This is a genomic window from Lysinibacillus capsici (assembly GCF_020217405.1).
GTDB lineage: Bacteria > Bacillota > Bacilli > Bacillales_A > Planococcaceae > Lysinibacillus > Lysinibacillus capsici.
On sequence record NZ_CP084108.1, the window covers coordinates 2175797 to 2195272 of the forward strand.

Annotated in this window: 21 protein-coding genes and 1 pseudogene; 19 read left to right on the plus strand and 3 right to left on the minus strand. The window is 33.2% G+C overall.

Annotated features, from left to right (window positions below; translation table 11 throughout):
- Positions 1-486: 486 nt before the first annotated feature.
- Together LCP48_RS10615 and LCP48_RS10620 are read right to left on the minus strand one after the other, a co-directional pair.
- A complete protein-coding gene (locus tag LCP48_RS10615) occupies positions 487-2145 on the minus strand; it encodes a methyl-accepting chemotaxis protein (protein ID WP_004228426.1) in 1659 nt (552 codons plus the stop codon).
- Positions 2146-3262: 1117 nt separating this feature from the next.
- Positions 3263-4462, minus strand: a complete 1200-nt coding sequence (locus LCP48_RS10620) for a site-specific integrase (protein WP_225340933.1) — start codon at positions 4460-4462, stop codon at positions 3263-3265.
- 710 nt (positions 4463-5172) lie between these two features.
- Here LCP48_RS10620 and LCP48_RS10625 point away from each other — a divergent pair.
- From LCP48_RS10625 to LCP48_RS10635, 3 genes and pseudogenes are all read left to right on the plus strand, one after another.
- A complete protein-coding gene (locus tag LCP48_RS10625) occupies positions 5173-5697 on the plus strand; it encodes a GNAT family N-acetyltransferase (RefSeq protein ID WP_225340934.1) in 525 nt (174 codons plus the stop codon).
- A 1446-nt stretch (positions 5698-7143) separates the two neighbouring features.
- Positions 7144-7971 carry an SH3 domain-containing protein gene (locus tag LCP48_RS10630; RefSeq protein WP_004228418.1) on the plus strand — a complete coding sequence of 276 codons (828 nt, stop codon included), beginning with the start codon at positions 7144-7146 and terminating at the stop codon, positions 7969-7971.
- Positions 7972-8767: 796 nt separating this feature from the next.
- Positions 8768-10114, plus strand: a pseudogene (locus LCP48_RS10635) (IS1182 family transposase).
- 174 nt (positions 10115-10288) lie between these two features.
- Here the strand turns inward: LCP48_RS10635 and LCP48_RS10640 are convergent.
- Positions 10289-10810 carry a helix-turn-helix domain-containing protein gene (locus LCP48_RS10640; protein WP_225340935.1) on the minus strand — a complete coding sequence of 174 codons (522 nt, stop codon included), beginning with the start codon at positions 10808-10810 and terminating at the stop codon, positions 10289-10291.
- 151 nt (positions 10811-10961) lie between these two features.
- Between LCP48_RS10640 and LCP48_RS10645 the strand changes: the two genes are divergently transcribed.
- From LCP48_RS10645 to LCP48_RS10710, 16 genes are all read left to right on the plus strand, one after another.
- Complete coding sequence (locus LCP48_RS10645) at positions 10962-11153, plus strand: hypothetical protein (RefSeq protein WP_225340936.1); 192 nt, start codon at positions 10962-10964, stop codon at positions 11151-11153.
- A gap of 84 nt (positions 11154-11237) precedes the next feature.
- A complete protein-coding gene (locus tag LCP48_RS10650; RefSeq protein ID WP_225340937.1) occupies positions 11238-11516 on the plus strand; it encodes a hypothetical protein in 279 nt (92 codons plus the stop codon).
- A 177-nt stretch (positions 11517-11693) separates the two neighbouring features.
- Positions 11694-12065: a hypothetical protein gene (locus tag LCP48_RS10655; RefSeq protein WP_225340938.1), complete on the plus strand. Its 372-nt coding sequence runs from the start codon at positions 11694-11696 to the stop codon at positions 12063-12065.
- A 21-nt stretch (positions 12066-12086) separates the two neighbouring features.
- A complete protein-coding gene (locus tag LCP48_RS10660) occupies positions 12087-12653 on the plus strand; it encodes a Rha family transcriptional regulator (RefSeq protein ID WP_004231498.1) in 567 nt (188 codons plus the stop codon).
- 96 nt (positions 12654-12749) lie between these two features.
- A complete protein-coding gene (locus LCP48_RS10665; protein ID WP_004231497.1) occupies positions 12750-12956 on the plus strand; it encodes a hypothetical protein in 207 nt (68 codons plus the stop codon).
- A gap of 93 nt (positions 12957-13049) precedes the next feature.
- The gene (locus tag LCP48_RS10670) at positions 13050-13478 is read left to right on the plus strand and encodes an ArpU family phage packaging/lysis transcriptional regulator (protein WP_225340939.1); all 429 of its coding nucleotides are present in this window, start codon (positions 13050-13052) and stop codon (positions 13476-13478) included.
- A 32-nt stretch (positions 13479-13510) separates the two neighbouring features.
- Positions 13511-13891, plus strand: coding sequence for a hypothetical protein (locus LCP48_RS10675; RefSeq protein ID WP_225340940.1), 381 nt, complete (start codon positions 13511-13513; stop codon positions 13889-13891).
- A gap of 26 nt (positions 13892-13917) precedes the next feature.
- Positions 13918-14091: a hypothetical protein gene (locus LCP48_RS10680; RefSeq protein WP_225340941.1), complete on the plus strand. Its 174-nt coding sequence runs from the start codon at positions 13918-13920 to the stop codon at positions 14089-14091.
- A 24-nt stretch (positions 14092-14115) separates the two neighbouring features.
- Complete coding sequence (locus LCP48_RS23315; RefSeq protein WP_263643095.1) at positions 14116-14250, plus strand: hypothetical protein; 135 nt, start codon at positions 14116-14118, stop codon at positions 14248-14250.
- On the plus strand, positions 14247-14753 hold the full coding sequence (locus tag LCP48_RS10685) for a hypothetical protein (protein ID WP_225340942.1): 507 nt from the start codon (positions 14247-14249) through the stop codon (positions 14751-14753). The genes LCP48_RS23315 and LCP48_RS10685 overlap by 4 nt, the downstream gene beginning before the upstream one ends.
- Positions 14754-14814: 61 nt before the next feature.
- Entirely contained in the window at positions 14815-15174 is a 360-nt protein-coding gene (locus LCP48_RS10690; RefSeq protein ID WP_216486826.1) for a hypothetical protein, read from the plus strand.
- Positions 15175-15761: 587 nt separating this feature from the next.
- A complete protein-coding gene (locus tag LCP48_RS23320) occupies positions 15762-15884 on the plus strand; it encodes a hypothetical protein (protein ID WP_263643096.1) in 123 nt (40 codons plus the stop codon).
- Between the two features lie 299 nt (positions 15885-16183).
- Positions 16184-16555, plus strand: coding sequence for a hypothetical protein (locus tag LCP48_RS10695; RefSeq protein WP_225340943.1), 372 nt, complete (start codon positions 16184-16186; stop codon positions 16553-16555).
- A 43-nt stretch (positions 16556-16598) separates the two neighbouring features.
- Positions 16599-17654 (plus strand): hypothetical protein, encoded by a 1056-nt coding sequence (locus LCP48_RS10700; RefSeq protein ID WP_225340944.1) that lies wholly within the window; start codon positions 16599-16601, stop codon positions 17652-17654.
- A gap of 748 nt (positions 17655-18402) precedes the next feature.
- Positions 18403-18939: a hypothetical protein gene (locus LCP48_RS10705; RefSeq protein WP_004224258.1), complete on the plus strand. Its 537-nt coding sequence runs from the start codon at positions 18403-18405 to the stop codon at positions 18937-18939.
- Between the two features lie 25 nt (positions 18940-18964).
- Positions 18965-19204 (plus strand): hypothetical protein, encoded by a 240-nt coding sequence (locus tag LCP48_RS10710; RefSeq protein WP_004224260.1) that lies wholly within the window; start codon positions 18965-18967, stop codon positions 19202-19204.
- The last annotated feature ends 272 nt before the right edge of the window (positions 19205-19476 follow it).

The following is a 19476-nucleotide window of genomic DNA, read 5'->3' on the forward strand; positions in this document are numbered from 1 at the left end:
CTAGCTATCATTTAGGTGTAGTTTTTAATGGGTAAACTATTTAAAAAATACTGTAGAACTTATATGAGAAAAGAACTTAGAATAGTATTGAACATTTGTTGAAAACCAATGGCGATCACTATCCTGTAGTGGATGAAGAGTTTTTTTCTTAATACAAAAGGGTTAGGGACTAGAGGTTTGTTAGGTTGAGCAAAGATTAAATTTATATTACAGGAATTATAGGGAACACAACCGATAAAAAAGAAAAGATTAAGAAATTGTAGTTTATTAAAGATTGTTCACTAAGCAATTAATTTTTCGGTAGTGTAAGGGGTGGGAAATCTCACCGTTAGCATACTTAAAGCAAAAGCGACAAGAGCTTTTAGAAATTTTAATACACATAACCTAATTTAAGTGAGGTAAGCAAAATAATGATTGAACATTGGCAAGACACTTCACCAAGTGCCTTGCGCAATTGTTCAAGCTACCGTACCTTTTAAAAATGTTTTACAGTGAAAACTTATCTATCTCTTTTCTTAGTTGTTCCGCGAATATGTTCAAGTCATGAGCTTTTTCTGATACGATGTTGATGCTCTTTAATTGTTCTTGTGCAGATGCGGAGACTTGCTCTGTTCCAGCGGATGTTTCAACTGCAGAACCAGAAATATTGTGAATTGAGCTAATAATTTTCTCCTTGCTCTGATTCATTTCAGATGAAAGCTGCTGAACATCACGAGCAACTTCAATTGTTTCATCTAATGCCTCTTTAATTGTATTGAAAATATTGCTAGTGTCTGTAGCTGCCTTTGCATTTTGTTCAACGATTTCAATGCTAGTTTTGATTTCCGTTACAGCACTTTTCGAAATTACTTGAATGGCTGTAATTTTATTTTTAATAATTTCTGTTGCGTTAGATGTTTGCTCAGATAGTTTTCGAATTTCATCAGCCACAACTGCAAAGCCTTTACCAGCCTCGCCAACCCGAGCAGATTCAATCGAAGCGTTAAGAGCAAGTAAATTTGTTTGCGAAGCAATTTCTGTAATTGTATTAACAATACTCGAAATGTCAGAAGATGTTTTATCAACTTCTTGAACAATTGTACTAACTTGCTGTGATGAATCACGATTTTTTTCGGACCATATGGAAAGCTGCTGAACAGTATCTACACCTTGATTGCTTAAATTATCAATTTGAGCTGTCATTTTTGCAATTTTTTCAGTATGCTCAAATAGAAGGTCAATATTGCTTGAAAGCTGTTCTAATTGTTCGGCTCCTTTTTCTGTATCATATGCCTGCTCCTCAGTGGATTTAGCAATTTCGCTAATCGCTATACCAATTTCATCCGTTGTTTGTACAGTATCATCTGCAATTTGTAAAAGTGTTGTAGATGATTCTACTAACTCATTACTTGTAGTTTGAATACTGATTGTTATATCTCTCAGTGCTGACCGCATTGCTATGATGCCTCGAGCCATTTGTCCAATTTCATCTTTATGATTAGATAGTTTTACTAATTCCACACTTTCATGGAAATCTAAATTTGCGGTTTGTTGGAGCGTATTTTCTAAACTTTTTAGTGCTCTAACGATACGATCAATAATCCACCACATTAAGCTACCAATAATTAAAAAACTAGCAATACCAATAATGATTTGAAACATTAAAACAGGTTCAATAATTGATTTGATTCCACTTTCAGGAACTCCAATGTCCATAACACCATAAAGTTCGCCATTACGGTAAATAGGCTCCATAATATCATAAGTCCATATACCTTGAACTTCTGCATACCATCTCGTAAATTGTTTTACCCCTTTAGTGGCTCCTTCTATTGTGTAGTCATCCTCATATACTTTGTTCAACTTATTTGAGTCACTATGTGCAACAGCTTGGACATTTTTATCGATAATAATTGCGTATGTTACATTGTCCTGTTGCACTTTTGTATCCACTAATTTTTGTAGTTTAGGGATTGGATCTGTTTCAGAATTTAAAATGGTCTCGGCTTGTTTTGCCATTTCAAAAACTTGCTCTTGAGCCTTTTCTATTAGAACTTCTTGGCTCTTTTTATTAACAATCCATACAGCTAAGCCCGCATTAAGAATGGAGGCTACTAATAGTAATCCTAATGTGAAAAAAAGTAACCGCTTTTTAATGCTCTTCATATATTTTCCTCCAATATCAAAGTTTTTATGGTTTAGTCTCTCTTAGTAGATATTAATGCGTAGTAATCAAAATAAAGTTTCTAATAAATTCAAGCCAGTTTGAAAATCTGGAATAGAGTTAATCGATATATAATAAATATAGGCTTAACTACTTGATAACTTATTAAAAACTTTGGTAGTTTTATCAAACTTAAAAATAGTATTATATAAGGGAAAAATAAAGTCAATACAGATTTTGTAGAATAAACGCGAATTTTGTATAAAAATAACATTAATTCAAATTATGAAAAAACTTACAATCATCGTTTGGAAATCCATACATAAAAGTATTTTAATTGATACTACTATTTGATTAGGCCCTGATGCTCAAGAACATGATATTCTTGATTATCATTTGTCCTAATTCACTCTTCATTCAATTTGTACTAGTCGTTCACTTCACAGGTATCATCATCTCTCAACCGTTTACCTTTACAAAAACTGGTTAGCAATATTTAAAGGTAAATATGAAAAAGAAATACCTCCAGAGTGGATCGATAATTATGTAAATAGATAATATGGAGATTTAGAATATAATCAACAATATTTGAAGAATTAATTGTTTCGATGAACCAAATAGGATAGGTAGCATAAAAAAACAGTAAGATATGATCGGTCCTCAGCATGCATAAGATTAGATGCGTGCTTTTTCGAATGAATTTGTATTAACTTTATAAATTGTCTCTGGAATATCGCCAACTAAAGTAGCAACTGAAGAAGAGGTTTTTTAAAATTTAATTCCAAGGCTATGATCGGCTAATGCCGAGACTTTCTTTGTAACAAGATATAGAGGAAAATGGGAATCATTTCATTGATTTCAAAGCCGTTTATATTAGCAATAGTATGTCTACCTTTCATTATGATAAATTCTGCCAAGTAATATTTTTTAGCCCCAACTCTATGCATTGTTTTGCGTTACTATGCAGGAGAAAGAAAAATAAAGAGCCCCTAAAAGCTGTATGTAACAGGCTTTTGGGGGCTTTGTAGGGTGCATAATGCAAAATAAAAAAATTAGTCCGTGAAACATTAAATAAATGACAAAAATATTGATTTATCAACGTTTACACGGACTATTACATTAATTAGCCCCACTGCTAGCCCCAGAACCGCAATTTAAACTTCTACTGAAAACCTCCACTGATTGTTCTTCTAACTCTTTCATTACGTGGCCGTAAATTTCATAAATCATTGCTGGAGTATTTCCTAAGCGCTGAGCAATTGCTTTTACGTTCTGTCCGCTATTTAATAAAATTGTTGCATGGGTATGACGTAAACCATGAAAAGTAATTTTTGGTTCTCCGTCATTGTTTAATATACCAGCTTTTAAAATTGTATCTCTAAACATTTTATGAATGGCAGCACCATGCAATAGGTTATTGAAAGTATTAATAAATACAAATAACTGATCGTCTAATTGTTTGCCATGTTTTAATAAAATTTGTTTACACCATACTTGGTATTTTTTTAATTGATCAATGACAAGATCATCCACCAAAATTCTTCGATAACTATTTTTAGTTTTAGGGGTACGAGTACCAATATCATCACGTGTACGTTCAATTGTAATTATATTATTTTTGAAATCTATATTTTGCCACTGTAAGCCACAAATTTCACCTTTGCGCATACCTGTATAGACGGCTACCAACAAAAAAGTATAACCCGTAATATCTTCATACTTTTTTGCTGTGTGGAGAAATATATTTAATTCTTCGATTGTTAAATAGTTGTAGGTTTGTTTTGTTAATTCAAATTCGTTTTTTATAACAACTTTGGTAAAACGATTGCGAATAAGTAATTCTTCTTCGACAGCTGCATTAATAGCAATTTTAAAGATTGAATGAAATAAATTAACTGTACCAGGTTTAAATTTTTGCTCCAATATATCAATAAAAACCCTTTGATACGTTAAACGATCTAACTTTTGTAGTTTATAGTGGCCAAGTAGTGGCTTAAAATGGTTTTTAACCGCTAATTTACGTTGTTTCATCGTAGTAACTTTCCACTTGTTTTTATTCATTTCAAGCCAAGTATCTAGCCATTGCCCAACAGTTAAATTATCATATTCTATATGCTTTGTTTCGCCTTGTAGTGTTGCAGCTTTTACTTCTAGTAGTGCTTTCAATGCTGCTTTTTCTGTTTTAAAGCTGCTTTTTTTCTTCTCTTTTCTAATTCCAGCTGCGTTATAAAATTTGTGACGATACATCCATAGTTTTTCGCCTTTGGCATTGAAATAGTAGTATATTTCTGGTTCTTTTTTTGATTTATATAACTTCATTCACTTCAGCCCTTTCAAGCTTGGCAGCACGTAAGTCTGAAAGAATATAAAAGAAGTCATGTAGTAATCTTTTTTTGATAACTACATAATTATTATAATTGGTGTTATTACAAATTTGCAAATTGAGGTTTTTGATTAGTATGTTAAATCCTGACAAAGATAAATAAGTGTTGTTGGAATTAAATTAGATGTGCTCATTTTTATTGTGAAGTGTGAGTTGTATCTTTAAAGCAAAGTTTAACCGTTTGTAAGAAAGTTGTACTGTGGTGAATACTGTTTATAAAAAAATGAACTGTTTTTTTAGATCTTAGAATGATAATTTATAAAATTTGATAAAAAAATATATTATATACAGGATTTTCCCTTATTCAACAATCGGGCCATATTGTGGAATAAGGGGTCTAGTCAGATTTATGCGGATTTTACAAAGGTAAGCAAAGAAATCTGCCAAACGACGTTTTGCGGACTTTTTTATTCAAAGAGGAAGGAGAATCTAAGTTGATAAAAAACTTGTTTTTGGTTATTCTTTAAGTGGCTTTTTTAATTGAGACATAGTAATGAATTAAAATTGGTATGTCATTTGAAAGGAATAATGTTCGATGTTTAAACAAAAGAAAATGAAATTCGAGGTAAACATAATTTAAGCAAGCGTATCATACCTCTATAAACTACGTTTGCTTAAAGATATGGAGCAACATATGAGAAATAATGTGAAAATTGTAGAAATGACTCTTGAAAATATAAGTGACTATGATGATAAAAATCAAACATTTGAAGTTATAGGTAGATTAATTCCAACATATCGAAATGATTGTTGGTCATTTCAAGAAGAAATTTATGAAAAATCTTTTGAATCAAAATATCAAGAAGAAAATGGTCTTGAAGATTATATTGGAAATGAAGATAGTATTGCTTTTTTATACTATTTGGGAGAAGAATGTTTAGGGCAAATCACTTTATCAAAAAGTGTCACCCAGTATGCTTCTATCGATAGGCTTATTATCTCTAAAAGTCATAGAGGAAAAGGCATAGGTACTGCATTATTAAATAGAGCTAGAGAGTGGGCTTTAGAAAAAGAAATGAAAGGTTTTACGCTTGAAACACAAGATACTAATTTGCTAGCTTGTCGTTTTTATTCTAAAAATGGATTCTCTATTGGTTCGGTAGACAATATGCTTTATGCTAACTCAAAATATTTTAAAGAAAAAGCTGTGTTTTGGTATTTGAAATTTTGAAGACTTTCTTTAAGGATTAATAAAGTATACAAAATAAATTTAATACACGTTCCCAAATTAAAGCTTGGAAACATTCAAACAGCGACAAACACTGATTTATCAGTGCTTGTCGCTGTTTTTATTAGAAAATAACGCTCTGAGACGCTGCGAAAAATAATTTTAAAGAAGACTGTTCGATCCACTTGTTCTGAACGGCGGTAACATATAAATAGAATCTCAATGAAATGTTAATTAAGGACGCTTTGGATACTTTTTTATTCAACTATCGGGCGCGTTTGTGGAACAACATAGGTAGAAAATGAACAATCTTTTTTATAAGAACCAATCTTAAATCTGCTAGAAACGAATCCATTTTGATCAATATTTTTTTCAAAATGAATTCATTTTATTTATCATAAAAAGTTTGTGGGGTTTTTTATCAAACTTAATTTCAAAGCAACAGATATTTATGATAATATTAGATTTCCGTAAATGTGGATAATATTGAAGTTACTAAAAAATTTGAATAGTATTAGGTATAGGAGGTTCGACTTTGGATTTAAATAAAATGAAAGTTCTGTCGTATGATGAACTACGAGCTTAATATAAGATCTTCCTACATAGCCAAGGCATTTCAAAAACTACTATCAATACAGCTTTTACGGATACTTTCTATCTCTGGAGGAAAGGAAGCCAGGAGCTGTTTGGAATGCAGTGAGCGCTACAGATTTTGAGAATGAAGCAAGGGGAGCATTAATAAAGTCTTTATCTGAGAACTCGACTGGTAACGTTAATTCACTTGTAAATGGTTACTTGTCACATCTAAGAAGGTTCCGTTTATTTAACTACCGAGTCCGTTGCCCCTAAGCAGGAAAAGACAGTTATGAGTTCATATACTCGTAGAAAGAAATTAGACATAGATGTTCCTTATCCTTCAATCGAGCAGGTTGAATTTTATCTTGAAAAATGGGATCAGCTTGAGAACTACCATCTGCAGGAGGACGCACTTAATAAATTGTTCCTTGAACTATGTCCGAGCAATAAAGATATTATTGACATTCTTTTGAAGACCTCAACACTTAATGATTTTTATAGTACAAACATTTTCTCGATCTATCCAGTGGCTAAGCACATATGTTACCTAGAATTGATGAGAGACTTAAAGCCGGTGATGTTACCCTGGTTGGGGATATCCAATCTGTAACTTTCGGAGAGAAAAAGAAGAATCTTTATTCCTTTTAGTTCTGTATATTCTATGGCTTGGATCAATTTAACCTAAAAAATTGATCAGTATGTCTGGTTGCTTGGGAAGCGTTACTTCCCAAGGAAATACTGAAGGAAAAAGCCAAATTAAGCTATTTAAAAAAGAAAATCCTCACCTTATTCTATCCAAGGTACAAAATGGATGGATATTGCTACTTAAATCATTTCAAACTCAATTCTAATTTTATTTAAAAGGAGAAATAAATGGACAATTCATCTAGAGAATTTTTTGAAGCTATTAGAAAAATACAGACAATGATGAATTCATTTCAATCAGATATAGTTAAAACGGGATTAATGTACAATGACCTAGCAAGAAAGGCTAGTACAATGCTTACAGAGCCATTAATGAAATGGCAAGAATTTAATAACTCGATGAATTCAAGTTTGATAAAAGCACTGCAGACTCAACAAAAATTATCTTTAGAGGCATCTAATACACTTAAAAGATCTATGGAATTAGCAACTTCATTTGGATATTTAGCCAATGAAATTCGTAATAGTATTCCTTTTGAAGAGCTTGCAGCAATCGATTTTGGTTATATTGATGAAATGGATAGTGTTGAAGATGATGTGGAACTTACGGAAGAATATAAAGCTTATATTCAACAAGAAATTCAGACGCAACTAAGTGCTATTAATGAGGAAGAAGAGCCGACAGCTACGACCTACCAAGAATTTTTTGTTAAGCTCTCAAATAGTATACCTGGCCAGATATTATTCTCAATATTACTTTGTATCTTTTCTCCTCTGTCAAACGTAGTTTCAGAGGATCTACAGGAGTCCATAACTGAAGTATGGGAAGATGCATTTGAAATTGATTTAACTGGTGAATATAATGCCACTATTCGTAACGAAACTTACTTGCGTCAAGGAAATTCAAAAACCGCTCCTATAGTTCTTCCACAAAAGTTAAAGACTGGCCAGTTTGTAATTGTGAACAGTAGAAAAGGGAGTTGGGTGAAAATAATGGTATTGGTTGGCGAATCAACATACACTGGTTGGGTTGAAAAATCAAAAATCCTTAAATAATTATTAATTCTTTAAAACGGAAGGGTATGTTGATCGGGTTGGGATGAACTGCCTATCGAATGCAGTCGCGAAATATTATTGTGGAGATAGCTAACAATTTGTAAAGTGACAAATACTGATTCCTTTATACATTCCACGTTTGGATAAATGGATAGAAAGCTTTTTATTGGTAAACTTCAGACAATCCAGAGTAGGGAAGCTGATATTGACTATTTTGTAATAGGAACAGATGAAAAACAGAAAGTGCAGCTGATTGGATATGTTCGAAGCTGAATTTATTAAATGTTGCTGTGACAAGAGCGAAACAGAAATTTTATATTGTTGGTGATAAAAAAAGATTTAGTAAGAAAAATTATTATATTAAAATTGTTCAGTATTTAAATATGTATACAAAAGACACTCCTTCTAGAAACGAGAATATCGAGAAAGAAAAAAGGTTATTAGAAAAAAGGATATAAATCGGAAAAATTTTACCACAGCATTTTTAGTTAAGAGCTGTATTTAGGGATTCGCCAACTTTGGCGAATCCCTCAGACTGTAGACAAACTCAATGAATTTTGAGTTTGCCTACAGTCTTTTTTCTTTTACAATAAAATAAAGTAAAGCCGTTGATTTCCACTACGGGCGGACGCTTTCCGCGGGCGGGGTCGAGCTGCTTCCCTCGCTTCGCTCAGTCCAGGATCTCGACTTTCCCGCTTTTCCCGCAGGAGTCGCCACCCTTCGTTCCAATCAACTTCTACATAAAGAATTCCTTATTCATCTATTGATAAAAAGTACACTTTCGAGGTGATCAACCATGATGACGAAAAATCAAATCAATGAACGTGAACAATTAGAAATGCTAACGATTGATCAATTAGTTCCCCAAGATCATTTAGTACGAAAACTAGAGGCGGCTATTGATTTTTCATTTATCTATCCTTTAGTAGAAAACCTCTACTCTGCCAAAGGACGCCCTAGTATTGATCCTGTTGTTCTCTTTAAAATGACGTTTATTCAGTACGTTTTTGGTATACGGTCCATACGTCAAACCATCAAAGAAATTGAAACGAATATGGCGTATCGTTGGTTTTTAGGACTTGGCTTCCAGACAGAAGTCCCGCATTTCTCTACCTTCGGTAAAAATTATGTCCGTCGCTTTCAAGACACTGATATATTTGAGTAGATATTCTATCGTATATTAAAAGAGATTATGCATCAAGGACTCCTCCATGCAGACCATTTATTTATCGATTCTACGCATGTGAAAGCGAGTGCGAATAAACGAAAGTATGATAAAAAAGTTGTGCGAAAAGAAACACGGGCTTATGAAGAGAAACTTCAATTAGAGTTAAATATTGATCGTGAGGAACACGGAAAAAAGCCCTTTTCCCCGAAGAAATTTGAAAAAGAAGAAAAAGAAATAAAGGAAAGCACGACAGATCCTGAAAGTGGGTATTACGTGAAGGATGAACGTACGAAACAGTTTGCGTATTCTTTTCATGCAGCGACAGATGAAAAGGGCTTTGTCTTAGGTGCCATTGTGACTCCGGGAAATGTGCACGATAGCCATGTATTGCAGCCACTTGTTGAAAGAGTCATTCAAAACGTTCAAAAACCAATCGCTGTTGCGGCAGATGCAGCCTATAAAACACCAGCGATTACGAACTTTTTATTAGAGAATCAAATGTTGCCTGTTCTTCCGTATACACGTCCTAAAACGAAAGATGGATTCTTCCGAAAGCATGAGTATATATATGACGAGCACTATAATTGTTATCTTTGCCCACAAGGGCAGATATTGAAGTATGCAACAACGACGAAAGAAGGATATCGGCAATATAAATCGAATCCTTTGATTTGTGCGAAGTGTCCAAGCCTTTCCCAGTGTACAGAAAGTAAGCATCATCAAAAACTCATTCAACGCCATATCTGGGAGTCGTATGTGGAGGAAGCTGAACATTTACGCCATTCCTATGACATCAAACAAATCTATGCAAAGCGCAAAGAAACGATTGAGCGTGTCTTTGCCGATGCAAAAGAAAAGCATGGTATGCGATGGACAACCTTAAGAGGTCTAAAAAAATTGTCCATGCAGGCGATGCTTACTTTTGCTGCCATGAATTTAAAGAAACTGGCTACTTGGACGTGGCAAGTAGCTTAAGAGAGCAACTATGCTCGAAGAGTATGTTGGATTTGGTAATCTATTACCAAATATCAAGACGACATAGGAAGAAAAATGATAAAAGCCCTCGAGAGTGACTTCTCGAGGGCTTTTGTCTACAGTCTGAGGGATTCGCCAACTTTGGCGAATCCCTTTATTTCTTATTCTTAGTTTTTAACTGGATTCTTTTCTTTTTGACTTTGGTAATGCTGATAATGTTTTCCCCTTTTTCCCAGCTTCTAATTCCTTCCGATAAGCCTCTAGTTCAGCTTCAATTTCAGCATCTATACTCTTATCTTCAGTAGTAGCTGCTGTTTCATTAGAAATCTTAAAAATCGCTTCAAGTTCATCCATTAATTTCTCACGTATTTCACGATCCAAATTCATATAGCTTCGCATGATTGCAATTTCTAAATCTGTGAGTTTATTCTTTTTAGCTTGCTCATCTAGGGAAAATGTTTCTGATGTAATAAACATTTCCCCTTTACCAGTCCTTAACCAGTTTTCGCTAATGTTAAATTCTCGAGAAATGTCTTTAATAATACGATCCGTTACAGTTTTAGTTTTTTTTCTTTCTATGTCTGATAAAGAACCTTGTTTTAATCCAATTTTTAAGGACATTTCACTTTGTTTAAGCTTGAGTACTTTTTCTCTTAGATATTTTATTCGCTCATGAATATCTAAATTACTATTCAAATTCTTTCCTCCCTCCTATATAGATTATTCTCATCATATCAGTAAAAAATCGGATAGTCTATAAAATAAAATAGAAAAACGTATTGATTAAATAGATTATCTATAATAATATATAGTTAATCCGATATTGACGAAAGGAGTTAGATAGTAGATGGATATTATTTTAAACATTAAAGATAAACCTTCATTTGAACGTATGGTGCATTTGTTGGGGACTTTAACAGAAGAACAACAACGTTCAATTGAAAATTACATCAAAGGTTATGAATCGGGTATTCAGGCTGGTATTCGTATTAGTAAAGCTCAGAAAAATGAATTAAATGAAAATCAGATTTTAGTTTAGTGATATTGCAAGAAACATATTTGTAGTGGGTGTGGACTATGGGTATAGCCTTTAATAATTACGTTGGAGAGAGGAGTCTAGAATATGCAACCAACAATCGCTGAACCACCATTTGATAAACAATCATCTCAGAAGTATGTAAAAAAAAAGTTGGATGAAGCACTGCTTGAAGCATTGTGGGAGCTATGGTATGTCGATGCAGATAAACTGTCTGCACTTACATGTATGTCAAAAAGATGGTTGGAGGATGAAATTTTTTGTGATGTACGGATGCGAGCGATCGAAGTTAGAAAAGTAAAAAAGCGTTGGTGGCCTGCAAAAGAGGCACGTGAGGTAATGAAGGAAATTACAAGTCACTGGTAATAGTTGATGGCATTTTAAATTATAAGCTTGGCAGCGCGTAAGAGTAGAAAATCATATTATTGCTATTTATTTGGACTTTCATCTCATACGGCATAAATACGAGTGAGGGTCCAAGTGAAGGACAGAATGTACCCTATGATCGTTTAGTGCTATTGAATTTAAAAGGGAGGAATATTGATGCAAAGGTTAGATCAAATTAAATCATTTATCAATATGGTTTTACAAGTACAGCAAGATTTCGAGGATCATTTTAAGACCTATCAAGATGTCTATTTTTTCAACCTCAATCCGCGTTTTGTGAGAATACAACAGGATCTTCAGACGGAAGCTCTGAAACTAGGCATTATCAGTATTTCTAAAGATCAAAATAATAAAATTGGCAATGTATTGCTAACAAAAGAAGCTTTTTTGGCCATTACCACTAAAGACCAACAACAGCCCTGGTTTAAAGATATGGCAAATGAAAATTGGCTAATTGAACACTATAAAGTCACAATCGATGGGATAGAAATGCGGAGCGTAGATAGTAGACAAAGAGAAACAGTTTAATTATAGAAAGGGGCATTAGTTTTGACACTACAACAATTGCTGGAAGGTCATCAAGAAATTGTTTTCGTGAATGATAATAAAGCTTTTACAGATAGTCGGATTATTGCAGATGTTTTTCAAAAAGGACATGACAAGGTTTTACGCGATATACGTAACTTGAAATGTTCAGAAGCTTTTCGTCTCGCCAATATTGGCGAGGCGGATTATCTAAATGGACAAGGGCGAAAAATGCCAATGTATGTCTTAACATTTGATGGATTTGTTATTTTGGCTATGGGTTATACAGGTGAAAAGGCAATGCAATTTAAAGAACTTTACATAGCTGCATTTAACCATACACATCAATTACTAGCTGATCGACAAAATACTTTAATCTTCAGTGAGCAGCAAGCTATAAGTCGTGCGGTAAAAGAGAGATTATCTATTATTTATCCAAATCTATCACCTTATGCTAAGAGAAAATATTTTACTACTTTATATAAGGAACTAAAGCAACAATTTCAAGTGTTGTCTTATAAAGATATTCCAAGAAGTTCATTTGCTGAAGCACTAGCAGTTATTAATAGTTGGAAATCGCCAAAGGTGTGAGGGAGATGTTAGATGTAATATGTTTTCTCATTATTTTAATTTGTTGTTTTTATTTATATCTAATATAAAAAATAAAAAGTTGGGAGAGTTAAAAATATGCCTGAATCAAAAAAAGGTACTCTTGTTTCATTAATGACTATGTCATTTTCAGATGGAATGGTCCATAAAGTGGGTTTTGTTGTATCTAAGCTTAGAAAACATGGGGATTTGACAACAGTTGTGCAACAAACAGCAGCAATCAAGAAGAGTAGTTTATCGAGATATGGACAATCCCTTTTTGATGCATGTTTTAAGGGTTGGTAATAGCCAAGCACTACATATAAGAGTGAAGAACTAGCGTACAATGTTTAGTTTTTCACTTACTTTTATTTTTCAAGGAGGGCTGTCACTGTTGAAATGGCTAAAAGAGAAGATAAAGAAGAGTTAATCAAATGGGTAATGGACAAATGTTTGCAAAAGTATTTTGAAATGGAGTTACAGGCTAATGCTAGCCATTTACCTAGCATGACTAGTCGATGGACTGATACACCAATGCACTCGAATGGTTTTCATAGCTCTACAGAAACGGCAGCAATTAAAAAAGCTTCGGCAGCTGAATGGGTGGGAGCCTTTCATTCCAATTTAGAGTCTCTGCCAGAGTTACATCGTAAGCTGATTCAGCTTAAATATTTGTCGAAAAGCTCAGATGGTAAATATCTAAGTGACGACTTAGTATACACAGAACTGAATTTAGGTCGTACTGCTTATTATCGTTTAAAAAAGGATGCACTTTATTGGTTAGGACTTCAACTTGCTGATGATTCGATTATCCGAAGTGAGTATTGACGACAAGTAAACATTTATAAAGGGTGGAATATATGAAAATAAAAGCAAGCCTAATGATCTTGGGGTTATCATCGCTATTTTTTCTTAGTGGATGTGAAGAGGAAGAAGAAAAAGAAGAAAAAATATCAGCAACGTTTCTCCAATTGGAAAAACAAGATGATGGAGCATATGCAATTCTTGCAGACGATACCAATAAGGTTTATTACAAAATGACGATTTCCTCCTATGAATATAACCATTGGAACATAGAGGAAAATACGCTGTTAGAAAATCTTGCTGTAAAAGAAAAATCAGCCTTATCTTTTATTGGACCTTTCCCTGAATCAATGACAATAAAAAAAATTGAAATCGGTGATAACTGGTATCCAATTGATGAATTTGATTATTTTGAGGAAGAAGATATGTCGAAGTGAGGTAGCTCAAATAGGTGGTGCCATGCATGGGATTAATAATTTATCTGTTTGTGGGAAGCTTGTCTATGTCACTAATATTAGGACATTATTTCCCTAATTTACATGATCTCATTATTAATGGTTTATCGATTCTCATTTGCTTACTGTTACCGATTATTATTGTTATTTTTTCTAAATGGTTAAAAGTAAAACTTCGGTGATGCAGCAACAAAAGGAGCGTAGCTATGTTTCAACGATTTTTTCGTAGTCCAATACAAGAATTAAGATTAAAAGCTGAACAGGGAACATTAGATTATTTAGTGTTCCTCATTGAGTTTTTAACTAATGAATTTAAAGGAGGTTCTATTGATGTTAAGTGAAGAAACATTTAAAAAAATTAGGGTTCATAGCAGCATATGAGTTTTTATTTGGAACAGATGAATATATGGTGGCTGAATCTGTTACAGATGCCGTTGGGGAATATTCTGAGTGGCAAGAAATTAAAGAAGAAAACGACTTTAAAATAGAAACATACAAACAAATTTTTATCAATTTTTTTAACAAAGTGGCCACTATAGATCTTTCCTCTGCCACAACAACCTATTATAACCCTTTAAAGGTTCAAAAGGATGGAATACTGATGAATACAGAATTTGCTTATAAAGTATCTCCAGCAGCCAAATTAGCCCATGATGCAGAAGGAAATGCTGCACCTGCATTTGTGAAAATCAAGATAGACGTTGCTGAAGAATATGCAACGACAAAATATAATGAAGCACAACTTAGACTAATACCTTTTGTAGCAGAACAAGCAATGACATCTGAATGTCATATACAACCTATCTCGATAGAGGCATATGAGGCGGAACATAAAGAAGGATAACAGCACAATAGAAAGATATTGTGCAATAGGAAAATAAATGAAGAATAAAGGAGAAGAGGATATGACAATTCAAGTTAATGGAGAAAGTATCTTTACTAAAGAAACGGCTAACGTAAAAATGGCTGAAGTTATAGAATGTCCGGATTGTGCATTTGAATTTGGCGTTATACATGAGCAATCGGATAGAAAAGGCTTATACACATGCCCTAATTGTGAGGCAGCTAATTATGAAGCGCTGTATTTACAACAACAAAAGGAAATTCGGGAAGCAGCTGATTTGCATTTAAAAGCAATTCTTGAACTACAACGAATTCAATCATTGGTTTCTAAAGTTGATGATTCAGTACACCGTCCAATTGGAGTAGCTTTAGTTGAATTAGAAGAAAAGTTTCAAAAAATCCATGATGAATGGAGCAAGTGATACTGAACACTTTGACCAAAGGAAGGAGTAGTGATTTTGTGCTAGTTTTAGCTTTTATTTTTATAGTGCTTTTATTAGTAAAGCTATTATTTTTAGTGGTTATTTTGAGTGCGTGTATTGAAATAACTATGCTCCTAACCATAGGTTATTCTCCTAATTTAATGAGTAAATTTTTTAAGCAACTAAGACTAACTAGGCTTGAGAAATTTGTAAGAATGACTAAAAAAATGGGCTAATGATAGTTATGAAGCATTGGCTTACTATTTATAAATAGCATTTTGTATGGAAAGGAGGGCATTAAGTGAGGGCTATTACAGTGGTACTTTCAGTTTCTGCGTTGATATTTACCTTATGAATTGTATTCTTCGGAGATATTATTTATCTGTAGCTCTAGTTGTAACTTCTTCAATTTTATCTGTATTTATTTTAGTATTTGGTTTTAATTATTTAATAGATTATTTCGAAATCTTCGCTAAATGGTTTTTTGAATAGTTACTCAACTTAACGTCAAGGAGGGCTTTCAAATCCATTATTTAAACTTTAATGCAAATAGAAAAGATATTTGAATTTAAAAGGGCGTGGTAAATATGTTTAAAGATAAAGAAGGTACTCTAAAATTCTTGGCAATATTAAGTCTTGCTAGTTTTGGTGGACTATTCTTTATAAGTAATACACCACTAAAAAATGATATAGAGGTAGCATCTTTATAAGGAAATAAATGTATCAAAGAAAGAAATGGTGCCATTTTAGAAGAGGACCATTCATTAATAATAAAATATACGATGGAATCCGAACGATTTGACATATTTTGTTATAACGAAATGATCACAGATATGAATAATCAAAATGTCAGTAATATATGGGAAACAAGATATGCCGATAGCTCTATTGTTAAATGGAATGAAAAAGAATACGTCTTTACAAGACCTGATAAAAGATTTGTTATTACTGATGACAATCTTAGTACATTATTAAAAGAAAATCGTAACTAGAGGGGGAGAAGGACGGTATGTTAACAGAAAAGGATATTGAATTATTAGAGTATATGGATTATCAAGTTATGAATAATGGGATCGATGGCTGGTTTGGTAATCGAGCTTATGACAAAATGTTTGAGTTCCTTGAATTATTACATAAAAGAAATTCTGAATTGGTTCAGACAGTAGCAGCCATATTTATCAAAGTGACTGTATCAGGATTAGGCTATTACCAACATCAACATTCTATTTTTATTCCTGAAATTAAAGAAATATACAACGAGTATAAAGAGGCAATAGAAGAGTACAGTAACCAGTATAATCAAGTTGCTAAAGACTTCATGAATAGTTATGGGTTGGAAGACTGGGGAACTAAATTTAGAGAGCAATTCGATACTAAATAGCTGTTTTAGCATGAAGATTAAGAATGGAAGGAGGAGCAGGAAGATGAGTGAAAGAATAGTAGATGGAATGCAGTTTTTCGATGAAGAATTAAAGTATTTAAAACGTTATGAACTTGAGTATGTATATGGCTCAGAAAAAAAACTGACTGCTTCTTCTTTAGTTACTTACATATTACTACGCTCGCTTTGTGATGAGGTAGGGCTTATCTTGGAGCAAGATTTCAATTTAAAGGAAGAATGCGAAAAACATAATCTTCCGTATAGTTCAATACATAATGGTTATCACCGTCTTTTTGACATTGGTTTATTACATATTGACCGTATAAATGGTCGTACATATATTCAATTACCAGTAGTAGCTGCTTATGTGCCAACTGCAACAAATACTAAGATACCTGGGTATTTTCTTGTACCCAAAGCAATTTTTAGAAGTGGCTTTTTAAGAGGTTTTATTAAAGGCCGTGATGTACGTGGTTTATTAGGCTTATTGGACCTTATAAATGGCCTGTATAGGGAATCTAAACGTAAGAGTAAACAATGGTTAAAACGTAAGAAAATCACGTTATTCAATAAATTAAAACAGTCTAAGCATGTTTTTAATAAGTGGTTAAAACGTGTATTCTATGGCAAGAATAGTTTGATCCAGGTTAAACAAGAAATAGAAGGTCTATTTGAATTGGCGTTTGTAGAAAACGTCTACAGAGAAAGGAAGCACGATGCCAAGTTCGACCAATTCCAGGCATCTGCACACAATACATTATCTTCTTTATTAAGATCCAGCAGTGTACGTTATACGAGCGATGAGTTACAGGATATGCAGTATGCTTGCAAGCAAGAAATCATTACGCCAATGTATTATGCGGTGGAAGCGAATGAAAACGCAATGTCTACAGTGAAAGCTGTCATGGCCGACATATTAAGCGCAAGTGTGCGAGAGCTTGAACGTCAAACTGATAATATTCAAGTTCTAGGGGCGTACTTCCGCAAGACTCTACGGCTTCAGACAAAACGTATTTTCCAAGAGGAGCAGCCGTTACGCTATCTCATCGCCAGCTCGTACAAAGATGCAAATTGGGATGTACCCGAGCAGTTTCAATAAGAGCCTTTTCTGAAAAAAGTATTCAGAAAGGGCTATTTGTCATGCAGGCATACATGTATCTTTACCATGTATATCTTAAAAAAATAGAAGAATAGAAAATTTGTTGGTAGGACCAGGAGAATATCCAGGAGCCTACCTTTTTTGATGGCATTTCAATCCAATTCGAGCTGTGGAATAGTCCACTTTTGAAAATTAAATCCATTTAGTTATGTGGATGACTTATCTTGAAGATTGCTCATTTCGTGGATAATTGAAGTGATTGTATGAATAAACCATTCCTTTTCGTCATTTTTAGAGGATAAACCATTTCCAAAAATTAATAAGTCGTCAAGGCCTTGCTATCATTGGCTTTGCCAGCTTAGTAATTGCTCTCTATTAATATATGAATACTATATTGATTACTATGTGCTGTTTTTTCTCTATTATTTATTCTATTACACTTTCCTCATCGATGACGAGGTTGAAGTTGGTTATGTTTTTCTTTCTATCAAAGAAAGAATGAAACCTTTAAGTTATAAATAATGACCATAATATCTTATAAGATATTCAAAAAAACTAAACAAAAAAAATTCAGATTCTTCATCTGAAACGATAGAACAAATAAAGTATCGGTGCTTTATTTTGGCAGAAATTTTACACACATAATTGTTAATAAAAGTAAAAATGATAATCACTTAGTGCGAAATTTTGAATTTTTATATAAATATACTAAAAAAATGATATAATGTTAAAAAAAGGAGGTAATTATATGAAAAAACTTTTATTTTCTATTTTTTCACTCGTATTAATATTCTCACTTGCGCCTCTTAAGCAAGAAAATGTTTCAGCTACTGAGTTGGAACAGGAAACGGAAGATATAAATATAGAACCTCTTGGTATCGATGGTCCAGGGGATGGGATTCCTTATTGCAACCAAACCTTTACTAGTTTTAATAATGATGATTCTTATGTAACAATACAGACAAATACCCAATCAGCTGATCGTTCAATACAGTGGGGTTTTCACATAAGATCATCAGCTTATTCTAAATATAGTCCTACAACAACGGTTGGTATCGGTACTGCAACTGTAAATGGTGTTATGATTAATTCGCCGTATTCAAATCACACAGCAGCACCAGATTATAATTTCCATGGTAGTTTGAAAAATTATCAAATTATGTTAACAGGCAAAAGCCAACCTCTTAAAGCCAACGATATTGTAACTCTATTCTTTAGAGCACATTCATCTAACGGTGCAAATAGTAGTGCTACTTCGGTTGACCTGAAATGTAGAGTATCATAAACTTTCCATATAGGGGGTTAAATAGATGGCTCTTAGATGGAATAAGGAAAATATTATTTTCGATAGCTTACATGAAGCAGATGTATGGGCCGACTCAATAGGAAATGAGATTTATGCAAGACTATATGATGGTTATGATACACCAGATTATAAAATAGCTTATTCCTTAGCTTTTAGACTTGCTGAAATGAAAGAATTCAGAGTAATTACTGAGATTTCAATAGATAAGGAAACAAGATATAAAGTCTGGGTAATATCTGCTTAGAATTGATTACACTTATTTAAAACTTACTCCTTGAATACATCTTGAAGCCCCGAATTGTAGACACTTAAAAGTGAAAACTATTCGGGGTTTTTTGTTTTATAGCGAAACACTTTAAATATCTATGGGAATAAAAGTGGTATGTGATTGGATTCATCTATTAAATATTAAATTTAAAGCCTATTAATAAATGTGTGGTTTGAAATAAAGTTGCGAAGTTTATAAAAAAGACACGATGTTTAAAACAAAGTCGCGATAGTTATAAAAAAGTTGCG

What these genes read in the sequence shown, in the direction of transcription:
- LCP48_RS10615 (WP_004228426.1), bottom strand. Translation starts at nt 2,145, where the DNA reads ATGAAGAGCATTAAAAAGCGGTTACTTTTTTTCACATTAGGATTACTA.
- LCP48_RS10620 (WP_225340933.1), bottom strand. Translation starts at nt 4,462, where the DNA reads ATGAAGTTATATAAATCAAAAAAAGAACCAGAAATATACTACTATTTC.
- LCP48_RS10630 (WP_004228418.1), top strand. Translation starts at nt 7,144, where the DNA reads ATGGACAATTCATCTAGAGAATTTTTTGAAGCTATTAGAAAAATACAG.
- LCP48_RS10645 (WP_225340936.1), top strand. Translation starts at nt 10,962, where the DNA reads ATGGATATTATTTTAAACATTAAAGATAAACCTTCATTTGAACGTATG.
- LCP48_RS10650 (WP_225340937.1), top strand. Translation starts at nt 11,238, where the DNA reads ATGCAACCAACAATCGCTGAACCACCATTTGATAAACAATCATCTCAG.
- LCP48_RS10655 (WP_225340938.1), top strand. Translation starts at nt 11,694, where the DNA reads ATGCAAAGGTTAGATCAAATTAAATCATTTATCAATATGGTTTTACAA.
- LCP48_RS10665 (WP_004231497.1), top strand. Translation starts at nt 12,750, where the DNA reads ATGCCTGAATCAAAAAAAGGTACTCTTGTTTCATTAATGACTATGTCA.
- LCP48_RS10670 (WP_225340939.1), top strand. Translation starts at nt 13,050, where the DNA reads ATGGCTAAAAGAGAAGATAAAGAAGAGTTAATCAAATGGGTAATGGAC.
- LCP48_RS10675 (WP_225340940.1), top strand. Translation starts at nt 13,511, where the DNA reads ATGAAAATAAAAGCAAGCCTAATGATCTTGGGGTTATCATCGCTATTT.
- LCP48_RS10680 (WP_225340941.1), top strand. Translation starts at nt 13,918, where the DNA reads ATGGGATTAATAATTTATCTGTTTGTGGGAAGCTTGTCTATGTCACTA.
- LCP48_RS23315 (WP_263643095.1), top strand. Translation starts at nt 14,116, where the DNA reads ATGTTTCAACGATTTTTTCGTAGTCCAATACAAGAATTAAGATTAAAA.
- LCP48_RS10690 (WP_216486826.1), top strand. Translation starts at nt 14,815, where the DNA reads ATGACAATTCAAGTTAATGGAGAAAGTATCTTTACTAAAGAAACGGCT.
- LCP48_RS23320 (WP_263643096.1), top strand. Translation starts at nt 15,762, where the DNA reads ATGTTTAAAGATAAAGAAGGTACTCTAAAATTCTTGGCAATATTAAGT.
- LCP48_RS10695 (WP_225340943.1), top strand. Translation starts at nt 16,184, where the DNA reads ATGTTAACAGAAAAGGATATTGAATTATTAGAGTATATGGATTATCAA.
- LCP48_RS10700 (WP_225340944.1), top strand. Translation starts at nt 16,599, where the DNA reads ATGAGTGAAAGAATAGTAGATGGAATGCAGTTTTTCGATGAAGAATTA.
- LCP48_RS10705 (WP_004224258.1), top strand. Translation starts at nt 18,403, where the DNA reads ATGAAAAAACTTTTATTTTCTATTTTTTCACTCGTATTAATATTCTCA.
- LCP48_RS10710 (WP_004224260.1), top strand. Translation starts at nt 18,965, where the DNA reads ATGGCTCTTAGATGGAATAAGGAAAATATTATTTTCGATAGCTTACAT.